This is a genomic window from Parapedobacter koreensis (assembly GCF_900109365.1).
GTDB classification, from domain to species: Bacteria; Bacteroidota; Bacteroidia; order Sphingobacteriales; family Sphingobacteriaceae; genus Parapedobacter; species Parapedobacter koreensis.
In genome coordinates, this window is the sequence record NZ_FNZR01000016.1 from 21,017 (window position 1) to 34,518 (window position 13,502).

The 13,502-nt window shown below is 49.6% G+C and carries 8 protein-coding genes; 7 read left to right on the forward strand and 1 reads right to left on the reverse strand.

The features are described 5' to 3' along the window. Positions 1-11 precede the first annotated feature (11 nt). On the forward strand, positions 12-1,151 hold the full coding sequence (locus BMW65_RS23365) for a glycerate kinase (RefSeq protein WP_090609391.1): 1,140 nt from the start codon (positions 12-14) through the stop codon (positions 1,149-1,151). A 6-nt stretch (positions 1,152-1,157) separates the two neighbouring features. Here BMW65_RS23365 and BMW65_RS23370 read toward each other — a convergent pair whose 3' ends face one another. Next, complete coding sequence (locus BMW65_RS23370; protein WP_090609392.1) at positions 1,158-1,742, reverse strand: RNA polymerase sigma-70 factor; 585 nt, start codon at positions 1,740-1,742, stop codon at positions 1,158-1,160. A gap of 63 nt (positions 1,743-1,805) precedes the next feature. Here BMW65_RS23370 and BMW65_RS23375 point away from each other — a divergent pair, with 63 nt between their 5' ends. The 6 genes from BMW65_RS23375 to BMW65_RS23400 all read left to right on the forward strand — a co-directional run. Continuing rightward, a complete protein-coding gene (locus BMW65_RS23375) occupies positions 1,806-3,065 on the forward strand; it encodes a FecR domain-containing protein (RefSeq protein ID WP_090609394.1) in 1,260 nt (419 codons plus the stop codon). 289 nt (positions 3,066-3,354) lie between these two features. Beyond that, positions 3,355-6,696, forward strand: a complete 3,342-nt coding sequence (locus BMW65_RS23380) for a TonB-dependent receptor (protein ID WP_218145502.1) — start codon at positions 3,355-3,357, stop codon at positions 6,694-6,696. Positions 6,697-6,717: 21 nt separating this feature from the next. Next, on the forward strand, positions 6,718-8,166 hold the full coding sequence (locus BMW65_RS23385; protein ID WP_090609397.1) for a RagB/SusD family nutrient uptake outer membrane protein: 1,449 nt from the start codon (positions 6,718-6,720) through the stop codon (positions 8,164-8,166). A gap of 12 nt (positions 8,167-8,178) precedes the next feature. Continuing rightward, complete coding sequence (locus BMW65_RS23390; RefSeq protein ID WP_090609399.1) at positions 8,179-10,470, forward strand: GH92 family glycosyl hydrolase; 2,292 nt, start codon at positions 8,179-8,181, stop codon at positions 10,468-10,470. A gap of 16 nt (positions 10,471-10,486) precedes the next feature. Continuing rightward, entirely contained in the window at positions 10,487-12,760 is a 2,274-nt protein-coding gene (locus BMW65_RS23395) for a GH92 family glycosyl hydrolase (RefSeq protein WP_090609400.1), read from the forward strand. 47 nt (positions 12,761-12,807) lie between these two features. Further along, on the forward strand, positions 12,808-13,502 hold a 695-nt coding region (locus BMW65_RS23400), incomplete at its 3' end, for an L-lactate permease (protein WP_317040506.1).

The following is a 13,502-nucleotide window of genomic DNA, read 5'->3' on the forward strand; positions in this document are numbered from 1 at the left end:
TAAGGTAAGTTATGCATATTCTGATCGCACCCAATGCGTTTAAACATGCCCTTGATGCTCCTGAAGCTGCAGCAAGTATTCAAACGGGTCTGTTGGCAAGCAAACTCCCCTGTACGTGCGAATGTTTCCCGATTGGCGATGGTGGGAATGGAACTTGCAAGTTGATTATCGATAAATTGCACGGCGAGGTGATTAACGCGTGGGTTACCGATCCGCTGGGCAGGTCAATTGAGGCAAGCTATGGGTTAGTCCACGACGGCCAAACAGCAGTGATAGAAATGGCCGATGCTTCAGGGTTGCATCTATTAAAGCGGGAGGAACTTGCGCCATTACGGGCAAATTCTTATGGGACAGGGCAACTCATCAAGGCGGCATTAGACAAAGGAACAACACAAATCATCCTTGGTATGGGCGGCTCCGCCACGGTTGATGGCGGCAGTGGCATCTTGGCGGCCCTGGGTGTCCGATTCTTAGACAAACAGGGAAGCGAGCTTACCGAACTTCCAGCTGGGTTGGTGCATCTGCATGCCATAGACACCTCTGGATTGGACAAACGGCTGGCATCCTGTACAATCGATATCCTCTGTGATGTGGCAAACCCATTGCTAGGGCAGGATGGCGCTGCATATGTTTTTGGGCCGCAAAAGGGCGCTTCGGCCACAGAGGTCGCACAATTGGATGCCATTTTAGCCCATTATGCACAGGTTATATTGGACAAAACAGGACGTGATACCACGGCGATTGCCTCCGGTGGAGTAGCGGGTGGGGCAAGCGCTGGATTGTATGGTGTGTTAGGTGCCCGCTTGGTTAATGGCATCGATTACTTTTTGCAGCTTACGCATTTCAGCGAATCACTGAAAAAGAGCCATCTAGTGATCACCGGCGAGGGGAGCCTTGATGCCCAAACGTTATATGGAAAAGGCCCGTATGGTGTCGCTGTACAGGCAAAAGCGTCGAAAATACCGGTTATCGGCCTTGCCGGAAGTGTTCCCATGAATCAGGCAACAAGATTGGAAGATTACTTCGATATGGTATTGGCAATAGGGAATGGGCCGATGCCACTGGAAAAGGCGCTCCAAACAACGGCTACAAACCTTGAACGGACGGCGCAGCAAATTGGAAATCTCCTTGCAGGGTTTGAAACTCGATAAGCTATGTCATCGAATCACATGTACAAACATCAAGACAACTATCCAAGGATAATGGGATAGGGCTTGCCTTAAATGCCTGAGGGCTTGTGTAATGTAATTTTCGACAGTACGTGTCGAAATGCTCATCTCCTGAGCTATTTCTGGAATGGTTTTGCCCGAATAACGGCTTAGCCTGAAAACCTGCTGGCATTTTGGGGGCAGCTGAGATACATGTTCTTCAATGGCAGTTTTTAGATCCGTTAAATTGATGAGTTCTTCGGTATTTTCCGATTGCATGCTGGCAAAGATGGCAAAATGCTCGGCATATTTATGACGGACATTTTCAGCGCGGATATAACTCAATAACTGGTATTTTGCCGCAGCATATAAATAAGCATCTATGGAACTATGAATGTCAATCTCCTGCCTACGTACCCACAATGACACAAAAATCTCCTGAACCATTTCCTCGCTGTATTCCTTGTTGTGTATCCGGCTATGGATGTATTGCAACAATTTACCTGCCATGCGGTGATAGATGGAGTCAAAAGCATCAGTATCACCATTTTGCAGCGCAATCAGCAAACGACTGTCTTCGGAATCAAGATTCATAATAAAGGTTCTTTCTGCCAAACTTAGCGGTTTTCTTAATGAAATCCATTTTTTTTAAAAAAAATGAAAAAAGACTATGTGTATCGACCACGCTGCGCTACATATCAATACAAAGCGGTCTTCGAAAGCTTTGCAACAATTATGAATCAAGCGGAATTTAATACACTTATTAAAAAATATCAGTCAGGCGAGCTGGATCCTAAGCACAAAGCTATTGTCGATCAGTGGCTTGAAACCCTCGGTACCAACAATGAAGAGGTATGGACCCCAGCAGAGTTGGAAACGTTGCATAAGCGAATAATGGAAGATATAGACGTACGGATGCCACAAAGACGCAACGCTCCACTTATACCTATATGGCGTCGTTGGCTGCCTTACGCGGCGGCAATCTTACTTGTTGGCTTTGGCGGTGTATATTATTTTCAAACCATTATTCCGTCGGCTAAAAATCAAACCGCTGATAAAGATGGATCAACTACAGAAAGCGCCCAGCATATCCTTCCCGGAGGAAATAAGGCGACGCTCACATTAGCCGATGGCCGCATTGTCGAATTAAGCAGCGATCATGCAGGTATTGTTGTGGGAGATAAACTTTCCTATGATGATGGGACGGCATTATTGGATGAGAAGCCAGCAAGCGGCCAAGATGTTGGCTCAAAGCCCGACGACTTGGTACTAACCACCCCGAAGGGGGGACAATATCAATTGACCCTGCCCGATGGGAGTCGTGTGTGGCTCAATGCGGCAAGCACCTTGAAATACCCGATCAAGTTTACAGGTAGTCAGCGGGAAGTTGAATTGATTGGCGAAGCCTATTTCGAAATCGTAAAACGAACTAATCAGTCAGGGTTAGTCCCTTTTGTTGTACGGACAGCAGATCAGGAAGTTGAAGTATTGGGCACACAGTTTAACGTTGCTGCATATGAAGATGAGGCGGAAACAAGGACAACACTTGTAGAAGGATCCGTTAAAGTTCGTCAGTCCGCTAATGGCGTCGCAGGAAAGGGAACAGCGTTAAAATTGATTCCCGGTGAAGAATCTGTATTAACACCATTGGGTATACACGCGCGTAAGGCTAATTTGACAGCTTCGATCGCTTGGAAATCCGGAATATTCGCTTTTGAAGATATTCCTTTCGACCAAATGATGAAGCAAATAGCCCGATGGTATGACATCGAAGTGGTATACGAGGGGAAAGTCCCGAAAGAACAATTCATAGGAAAGATGGGCCGCGATGTCAATTTACAAGTATTGATAAACTTCTTTCGGGACTCAGGTATCAACCTGCGTGTCAAAGGCCATATAATCTATGTTGAAGAATAGTTTTAGTTAACCATATTATGAAAACCAATTATTAAATCAGTTAGCATATGAAACCAATATAACGAAAATTGAAGCAGGGAAGTGGTACCAGCACTCCCCCGCTATTATTCAGATCGCGTCATTTATCAAATCAGGGAATAACCGGATTGTAAACGATCCAAACTTTACAAAGTTAATGAAAAAACATGTAAAATGTTCACGGGGTACTCTTATGCCTGTGAATAATAACCAATTGATTGAGCCAGGCTCAATCCGACTACCCAATGCGACATTTAGAAAGAAAGTCATTATGAGCATTAATATCACGTCACTCTTATTGTTATTTGGGTGTATGCAACTTAGTGCAAAGTCTTTATCGCAAACCATTAGTTTCAAGGGAAAAGCCGAATCACTTACCAAAGTGTTTGCTGCTGTCGAAGCACAGACGGGTTATTTTGTTATTTATAATGCCAAAATCGTTAAATCGGCAAAGCCCATTACCATAACGGCTAATAATATGCCGCTGGATGAATTTTTGAATAAGGTTTTAAAACCGCAGGCATTAAAATATACGATTAACGAAAACACCATTCTTGTTGCCAAAGCAGGAGACAGCAACAGTTTGAAGCCAATGGCTTTGATGGCTTTGCAGCAGCGAGAAATTACCGGTCGAGTGACAAATAATTTGGGAGAACCCTTGGGAGGGGTGACCGTTTCGTTGAAGGGGCAGGAAACCGCCGCTCAAACCGATGGCGGAGGCAATTACCGCTTGGCCCTTCCTTCGGACTATACGGGACCGCTGGTTTTTACCATCGTGGGCTACGAAACCTTGGAAGTACCGCTACCGGCCGGAAATACCGCAAATGTGACCTTAAACGAAAAGGTCAATGATTTGGACGAAGTGGTGGTTGTTGGATACGGAACAAGCAGAAGGCAGGATTTAACCGGATCCGTTGCCTCCATCGGTGTCAACCAAATCAAGGACCTCGCTGTTTCGCGTATCGACCAAGCTTTGTTGGGGAAAGTAGCTGGTGTACAGGTAAAAACCGCTACGGGAGAACCCGGTGCGCCACCCCAAATCCGGGTTAGGGGAATTGGTAGTATCTCAGCGGGTGTGACGCCTTTGTACGTGGTCGATGGTTTTCCGACAGACAATATCGAAACATTAAATCCAAATGATATCGAGAGCTTGGACATCCTAAAAGATGCTTCTGCAACAGCTATTTACGGTTCGCGTGGCTCAAACGGTGTGGTAATCATTAATACAAAGCGAGGCAAATCTGGAAAAGTGATGCTGAATTTTGATACGTACTATGGTTATCAGAGTGTCTTGAAACGGCCGGAAATGAAAAATTCAATAGAACAAGCGCAGTTTTTCTTTGATGGAATGCGGAATACAAATTTGGATAAAGGGAATGATGTATCGGGTGATCCGACGAAATGGACAGCTCCAGTTCCACAAATTATCTTGGACGTGCTTGAAGGCAGAAACACGACAGATGAGGACGCACTGGATGGAATATTACGCACAGCACCTCAACAGCAGTACCAACTGTCGGCAAGTGGCGGTTCTGAAAATGTGCGGTTTGTCCTGTCTGGTGAATATTTGAAACAAGATGGCATTGTCGTCAATAGCGACTTTGAACGGTATTCATTCAGAACGAACATAGACGGTAAAGTATCGGATAGGGTGACCATCAAGGCAAGCCTAAATCCTTCATTTACCAATAAAAGGGCGTTGCCCTCCACCGGCGTATGTTGCTTGGGTTCGGGCATCGTGGCCGCAGCCATGAATATTCATAATTTCAGGCCGTTGCGCGATGCGAATGGTGGATTTACGAATTATGACGGCTTGTCCGATATGGCAGCGGTATATAATCCATTGGCGGTCGCACATGATACGCAAGTCGGCCAGCGTAGGTTGCGTCTTTTGGGAAATATCTCGTCTGAGCTAAAAATTACCAATGATCTTAGTTTTAACGTGTTGTTGGGTGGTAGTATCTTAAATGACAAAGGATTCATATTCAAGCCTTCCCAGCCTTATTTTTTCAATGAACCGGCCTCAGGAACAGATGATGCGGCAATGAGTGTCAATTGGCTGAACGAATATATCCTGAATTACAACAAGACGTTCAATGACAAGCACAACCTCGCCGTCATGGCAGGCTACACGATTCAAAAGGAATGGGGCGAATTGAATTCGTTGACCAGCAACCGGTACCCGAACAATATGGTACCGACGTTGAATGCGGTGAGTGGGATACTTACTGGCGGCGGCTCGGAACGGTACGAGTGGTCTATCCTTTCTTACCTGGGAAGAATTAACTATAACTATGCAAGTAAATACTATTTGACAGCATCCATACGTACCGATGGTTCTTCTCGTTTTGGACGTGATAATAAATATGGGTTGTTCCCATCGTTTGCTTTGGCTTATCGCATTTCAGAGGAAGATTTCGTCGATCTTAGCTTCTTGAATGATTGGAAATTGCGCGTGAGCTATGGGGAAACAGGAAATAACAATATCGGTAACTATGCACATTTAGCGACGATAAACTATGAGAAATATGCCTTCGGCGGTGACGCAGTGGGTGGTTTTTCGTTGAATAACCTGGCCAATCCGAACCTCACATGGGAAAAGCAAAAATCCATGAATATCGGGACCGATATCAATCTTTTTAACAGTAGACTGAATGTCGTCATTGATTACTTCCGGTCACAAAACACCGACTTATTACTGAATGTCGCAATACCCGGTACGACGGGCTTCAGCAATGCATTGCAGAATATCGGGAAGGTGCAAAACACAGGTTGGGAGTTCGTCGTCGGCTCTCAAAACTTTACGGGCAATTTCCAATGGTCTACCGATTTCAACCTGTCTATGTACAGAAACAAAGTACTGGAACTGGGAGCAGGAGGCGATCCGATTTATGCAGGCAATAATGTGACGATGATTGGGCAGCCAATTGGTATGTTCTTCGGCTTTTTGACCGATGGTATATTCATGAATCAGCAGGAATTGGCGCAAGGCCCCATTTATAATCCCAATGGTGCAGACGCTTCCCGTGCTGGCGATATCCGGTTTGTAGATATGAACGGTGACGGTATTATCAATTCTGCGGATAACACCATCATGGGGTCTCCTTATCCTGATTTTTATTACGGGATGACCAATAACTTTTCGTATCGCGATTTCAGTTTGTCCGTTAGTTTCCAAGGTTCTCAGGGCGGTAAAATTTACAACATGTCAAGAGACGGTGGAAATAGCGGCAGAGCGCGGGTAAGAGGTTATGCTTTCAGCAACAACTATTGGAAATCCGAGCAAGAACCCGGTGACGGAGTGACCCCTCGCCCCAACGATGTTCCTACAGGCGGAAGACGCCTTCCAAGCCAAGCGTTATTGGATGAGGCCTCTTTTCTGCGGATTAATAACATCACGTTGTCTTATGCTTTTTCAAGCGCGGTTATCCAACGCATAGGCGTCGGCGGCTTACGGCTTTATTTCAGCGCAAATAATCCGTTTATCTTCACTAAAAATACCGCCTTTAATCCGGATGTAAGTATGAATGATAATCCCCTTCAGCCCGGGATAGAATCTAATAATTATCCAATACCCAAGAGCTTCATTTTAGGGTTAAACTTGTCGTTTTAGTGGCCATTATAACTGAATAACATGAAAAATATACATATTATCTGCTTATTAGCTATTTCGTTAATCATAGCGTCATGTAGCGATAAATTCATCGAACTCGATCCGATCTCTACCGTGAATGTGGATAATCTTTATAAAACCGATAAAGATTTTCAGGATGCTGTTTTGGGGTGCTATGCTGTATTTCGCGAACAGTATAAAAGTTTTTGGGAATTGACGGATTTGCGTAGTGATGATTCGTGGCACCAGCTGGGAAACGATTCCCGGAGAATTTCTTATGACGTGTTCACGCTCGATCCGAATGTGAGTTCTCTACGGAATAATTGGTTGAATTATTACAAAGTCATCAACCTCGCCAATACGATGCTTGTAAAAATCGAGGGGGCAGACGAGGCCATTGTCGTCAATAAAGCGCGGCACATTGGTGAAGCAAAATTTCTGCGTGCACTTGCTTACTTCGACCTCGTGCGGCTGTTTGGGGATGTTCCGATGCCGACTACACCATTGACCATCGAGGAGGCCTATAATGCTGGACGGACGAGTGTCACGACCATTTATAATGACGTGATAATACCCGATTTGATGGTCGCAGAGACCAATTTGCCTACCAGTTATGCAGGGGCAGACGTGGGACGGGCCACCAGTGGAGCCGCAAAAGCACTGCTTGGAAAAGTATACTTGACCGTTAAGGATTTTCCGAAAGCGGAAGCTAAACTACAAGAGGTGACCACCATGGGATATGATCTGCTTGCCAACTATACCGATCTGTTTGATTATACCAAGGATGAGCACCACAGCGAATATATTTTTGATATCGAATACGAGCAGGGATTGGGGGATCTGGGCAGTCCATTTACCAACAATTTTCTTCCCAAGTCCGTCGGCGGAACAGCGGAGGCGTATTTCGGTGTGATTGGAGGAGCAGAAGAAATGAATCAACCTACACAGGATCTGATCGATGCGTTTGAACCGCAAGATTTGCGTAAAGATGTTACCGGTATCGGTGGTGGTGGATTTTATGATGAGACCGGGTTTTTCCACCGGTGGGTAGCCATGAACACCTTCACAAAAAAATACGTCACGAACATCACCACGCATCATGATAGCCCCGCTAATTGGAAAGTAATACGGTATGCTGATGTCTTATTGATGTACGCAGAAGCCCTTAATGAAAACAATAAAACAGATGAAGCACTTGCCCCATTAAATCGGATACGCCGGAGAGCCGGTGTGGAAGAATACGAAAACCTGGATCAGGGAACAGCGAGGGAAAAGATATGGCAGGAAAGAAGATTGGAATTAGCCATGGAGGGGCATCGTTGGTTTGACCTATTGCGTACGGAAAGGGCGTTTTCCGTCATGGAAAAGTACGGGATGAAAGCGTACATGACGGTTTTCCCGATACCGTTGGGCGAAATCCGTGTTATCAACAATGAGAATGTGCTCTATCAAAACCCTGGATACAACTAATCAAAATCGTTTATGCGAACAGAAAAGAAAATAGCTGCATTCCTGCTTTTGGTTGCAGGGTCTCAGTTGCTGAGTTTGACAAGTACGTATGCGCAAAATAACAAGGGAGTCTTGGATTATATCGACCCCAACATCGGTACGGTTGCGCCCTTGCTGAATATGAACCGTCCGGTGGTGCACCTGCCCAACCAGCTGATCCGGGTATTCCCCACGCAGCAGGATTACCTGGACATGCAGCAGACGGCATTCCCGATGACGACGCTGAACGTAATCACACCGCAATATGTCTTTGGCATCAAGCCCTCTGTGGGTGCGCTGCTGGATACGGGCTGGTACCGGCGGCTCACCTACGACCACGACTTCGAGGTGACGCGGCCGTGGTATTATTCGGCGTTGCTGACGGATGATGACGTCCGCGTGGAGTTCACGGCGGGTTCCCGTACGGGCATCTACCGGTTTACCTTTCCGGAAGGTGTCGACAAGAACCTGCACCTGTCGCACTACTACGAGGGCGGTGACTACGAGGTGACCGATGGCCACGCGGTCATCGGGACGGAATACGTGGAAGACCCGGGGCACCAGCAAAAGGGCAAAGTATATATTTACGGGGTTTTCTCGGGTTCGCCGGAGCTGGGCACGAAAGCGGGCGACAAGAATTTCGGCCGGTATTCGGTATTAGGCCCGGTAGGTGATCCAGCACTTATGGAAGGCGAGCGTGCCTGGGCCCGATACGGTTCGGGTGAAGGCAATGTGGTCGAATTCCGCTATGCGATTTCGTTCATCAGCACGGAGCAGGCCAAGCAGAATTTCAAGGAGGAGGTCGCATCGGCGAGCTTCGAGGATTTCAAGTCAAACGGGGAGTCCGTGTGGGCAAAGACCATCGGGCGGATCCGGGTGGAGGGCGGTACGGAGGCCCAGCGGCGGAGCTTCTACACGGCGCTGTACCGGACTTATGTGCGCATGGTGGACATCACCGAGCAGGGGCGTTATTTCAGCGGGTTTGACGGGCAGGTTCATGCCGACACGCGGCCGTTCTATACGGAGGATTACACGTGGGGCAACCATCCGGCCATGCATCCGTTGCGGAGCATCCTGGATCCCCAGCGGGAGGCGGATATGCTCCAGTCGTATGTGCGGATGTACGAGCAGGGCGGCTGGATGCCGGAGTACCCGAAGTATTTCGGCGATAGGGAGGGGATGTTCGCGTTCCATTCGGCGGTGATGTTCCTGGATGCCTACCGCAAAGGCATCCGGGATTTCGATGTGGAGAAGGCGTTTGAGGGCATTCTGAAGAATGCCGAGCAGGCCACGATGCTGCCCTTCCGCAACGGCCCCCGCGGTGCGCTGGAGGATTTCTACGACGCACATGGTTATTATCCCGCACTGCACCCCGGGGAGGAGGAGACCGACCCGTTTGCAGCGGAAAAAAAGGGGCAGCGGCGTTCTGCGGTTGCCGTCACCCTGGCACATAGCTATGACGACTGGGCGCTGTCCGAACTGGCCAGTGAGCTGGGGAAACCAGCTATTGCACAGCGGTATGCGCCAAAGGCGAAGAACTACCGGAACCTCTGGCAGGATGATATCGGCATGTTCATGCCGAAAGATGCCAAGGGGCAGTGGATACCCATAGACCCTAAATTCGATGGCGGTTCTCATGGGTTTGATTACTACAACGAGAACAACGGCTGGAGCTACCTCTGGCATGTGCAGCATGACATACCGGGATTGACGCAACTGATGGGGGGCAAGGAGCAGTTAGAAGCTAAACTCGACCAGCTCTTTCGGGAAGGACTGGATCGGCCGAAGCCAGACTTTTGGGCCAAATTTCCAAATTCGACAGGTATGATCGGCCAGTTTTCAATGGGCAATCAAGTGGCCTATCATGTCCCTTACCTGTTTAACTTCACGGACTCACCCTGGAAGACCCAGAAATATACCCGCCTGACACTGGATACCTGGTTTCAGGACAACATCTTCGGTGTACCCGGAGATGAAGACGGCGGTGCGCTTTCGTCCTTCGTGGTTTTCACGGCCATGGGCTTTTATCCGGTCACGGCCGGTGTACCGATATACGCTATTACCAGCCCCGTCTTCAGCAAAGTGAGCATTGCGCTGGATAACGGCAAGACATTCACGGTGGACGCCAAAGGCGCCTCGCGTACCAACAAATACATCCAATCGGCCAGCCTGAATGGGAAGGTGCTCGACTCCCTATGGTTTTCGCACGACGAACTTATGAATGGCGGGACATTGGAGTTGATCATGGGACCTGAAATTCCTAATAAAAAACAATCGGTACATTGACAAAATATAAATGCAAATGTTGAAAAAAAGTACACCGAAAGGCCTGTTGCTTTTGGCGATATGGACGGCCATGGGCTGCCACGCCGATAGGCCGTCAGACAACAACCTGGATTATATCGATCCAACAATCGGTAATATCGCACCACTGTTGAATACGAACCGTCCGGTGGTGCACCTGCCCAACCAGCTGATCCGGGTATTCCCCACGCAGCAGGATTACCTGGACATGCAGCAGACGGCATTCCCGATGACGACGCTGAATGTGATCACACCGCAATATGTCTTTGGCATCAAGCCCTCTGTGGGTGCGCTGCTGGATACGGGCTGGTACCGGCGGCTCACCTACGACCACGACTTCGAGGTGACGCGGCCGTGGTATTATTCGGCGTTGCTGACGGATGATGACGTCCGCGTGGAGTTCACGGCGGGTTCCCGTACGGGCATCTACCGGTTTACCTTTCCGGAAGGTGTCGACAAGAACCTGCACCTGTCGCACTATTACGAGGGCGGTGACTATGAGGTGACCGATGGCCACGCGGTCATCGGGACGGAATACGTGGAAGACCCGGGGCACCAGCAAAAGGGCAAAGTATATATTTACGGGGTTTTCTCGGGTTCGCCGGAGCTGGGCACGAAAGCGGGCGACAAGAATTTCGGCCGGTATTCGGTATTAGGCCCGGTAGGTGATCCAGCACTTATGGAAGGCGAGCGTGCCTGGGCCCGATACGGTTCGGGTGAAGGCAATGTGGTCGAATTCCGCTATGCGATTTCGTTCATCAGCACGGAGCAGGCCAAGCAGAATTTCCAGGAAGAGGTCGCATCGGCGAGCTTCGAGGATTTCAAGTCAAACGGGGAGTCCGTGTGGGCAAAGACCATCGGGCGGATCCGGGTGGAGGGCGGCACGGAGGCCCAGCGGCGGAGCTTCTACACGGCGCTGTACCGGACTTATGTGCGCATGGTGGACATTACCGAGCAGGGACGCTACTTCAGCGGGTTTGACGGGCAGGTTCATGCCGACACACGGCCGTTCTATACGGAGGATTACACGTGGGGCAACCATCCGGCCATGCATCCGCTGCGGAGCATCCTGGATCCCCAGCGGGAGGCGGATATGCTCCAGTCGTATGTGCGGATGTACGAGCAGGGCGGCTGGATGCCGGAATATCCGAAGCATTTCGGTGACCGTGAGGGAATGTTCGCCTTCCATTCGGCGGTGATGTTCCTGGATGCCTACCGCAAGGGCATCCGGGATTTCGATGTGGAGAAGGCGTTTGAGGGCATCCTGAAGAATGCCGAGCAGGCCACGATGCTGCCATCTCGCAACGGCCCCCGCGGTGCGCTGGAGGATTTCTACGACGCACATGGTTATTACCCCGCACTGCACCCCGGGGAAGTGGAGACCGACCCGTTTGCAGCGGCAAAACGGGGGCAGCGGCGTTCTGCGGTTGCCGTCACCCTGGCACGTAGCTATGACGATTGGGCACTGTCTGAGTTTGCCCGTGAATTAGGTAAAGGTGATGTTGCTGAAAGGTTTTCCCCTTTGACAAAAAACTACCGGAACCTCTGGCAGGATGATATCGGCATGTTCATGCCGAAAGATGCCAAGGGGCAGTGGATACCCATCGATCCCAAATTCGATGGTGAACATGCCGGCAACGACTATTATAATGAGAACAACGGCTGGAGCTACCTCTGGCATGTGCAGCATGACATACCGGGATTGATGGAATTGATGGGCGGCAAGAAAGGGATGGAGGCTAAACTCGATCAGCTTTTCAGGGAACCAATAGGAAGAAGTAAGTACCAGTTTTGGGCAAAATTTCCTGACCAGACGGGTTTGATTGGCCAGTTTTCAATGGGCAATCAGGTGACATACCACATTCCTTACCTGTTCAACTTCACGGACTCGCCGTGGAAGACCCAGAAGTACACGCGCCTGATACTGGATACCTGGTTTCAGGACAACATCTTCGGTGTACCCGGTGATGAAGACGGCGGTGCGCTTTCGGCCTTCGTGGTTTTCACGGCCATGGGTTTTTATCCGGTAACAGCCGGCGTACCGATGTACACCATTACCAGTCCCGTCTTCAGCAAAGTGAGCATCGCCCTGGATAATGGCAAGACGTTCACGGTGGATGCCAAAGGTGCCTCGCGTACCAACAAATACATCCAATCGGCCAGCCTGAATGGGAAGGTGCTCGACTCCCTGTGGTTTTCGCACGAGGATCTCATGAATGGCGGGACATTGGAGTTGGTCATGGGCGATAAACCAAAAGGGATATCCCAATAATAGGCTAAAGGTTGATCATAAGATAGTTTACACATTTCAAAAAAAACATGATGACTTGGACACAAGAGACGAATCCTGCTGGCAGTGTTTGGATATCGGCGTTGCTTGCGGTTGTTCCGATATTATTTTTATTCTGGGCGTTGATTATCCGTCGGATGAAGGGCTATATGGCGAGCCTGTCGGCTACGGGGATAGCGCTGCTTATCGCCGTGGCGGTTTACGGGATGCCGGCGGGTCTTGCGGCGCTGTCGGCGGGCCACGGGATACTTTACGGTCTGTTTCCGATATGCTGGATAGTGGTGACGGCTGTATTCCTGTTCAACGTCACGGTATCGAGCGGCCAGTTCGAGGTCATCCGCCATTTCATGGCCTCGGTGACGGACGACCGGCGTTTGCAGGCGCTTCTGATAGCGTTTTCGTTCGGTTCGTTCCTGGAGGGTACTGCGGGCTTCGGGGCGCCTGTTGCCATCACGGCTGCGATGCTGGTTGGGCTGGGTTTCAACCCGCTGTACGCTGCGGGCATCTGCCTGATAGCGAACACGGCCCCGGTGGCCTTCGGTGCCATCGGCACGCCCATCATTGTGGCTTCGCAGGTATCGGGTATCCCGGAGATGGCCATCTCGCAGGCGGTTGGGCGTACGCTTCCTGTACTGTCGTTCCTGGTCCCGCTGTACCTGGTGGTGCTGATGGCGGGATTCCGGAAGGCGTTGGAGGTTCTTCCGGCGATTCTGGTGACGGGGGG

Bases quoted from the DNA above. Each gene is read 5' to 3' on its own strand.
- BMW65_RS23390 (WP_090609399.1), top strand. From the start codon at position 8,179: ATGCGAACAGAAAAGAAAATAGCTGCATTCCTGCTTTTGGTTGCAGGG.
- BMW65_RS23365 (WP_090609391.1), top strand. From the start codon at position 12: ATGCATATTCTGATCGCACCCAATGCGTTTAAACATGCCCTTGATGCT.
- BMW65_RS23370 (WP_090609392.1), bottom strand. From the start codon at position 1,742: ATGAATCTTGATTCCGAAGACAGTCGTTTGCTGATTGCGCTGCAAAAT.
- BMW65_RS23395 (WP_090609400.1), top strand. From the start codon at position 10,487: ATGTTGAAAAAAAGTACACCGAAAGGCCTGTTGCTTTTGGCGATATGG.
- BMW65_RS23380 (WP_218145502.1), top strand. From the start codon at position 3,355: ATGAGCATTAATATCACGTCACTCTTATTGTTATTTGGGTGTATGCAA.
- BMW65_RS23375 (WP_090609394.1), top strand. From the start codon at position 1,806: ATGAAAAAAGACTATGTGTATCGACCACGCTGCGCTACATATCAATAC.
- BMW65_RS23385 (WP_090609397.1), top strand. From the start codon at position 6,718: ATGAAAAATATACATATTATCTGCTTATTAGCTATTTCGTTAATCATA.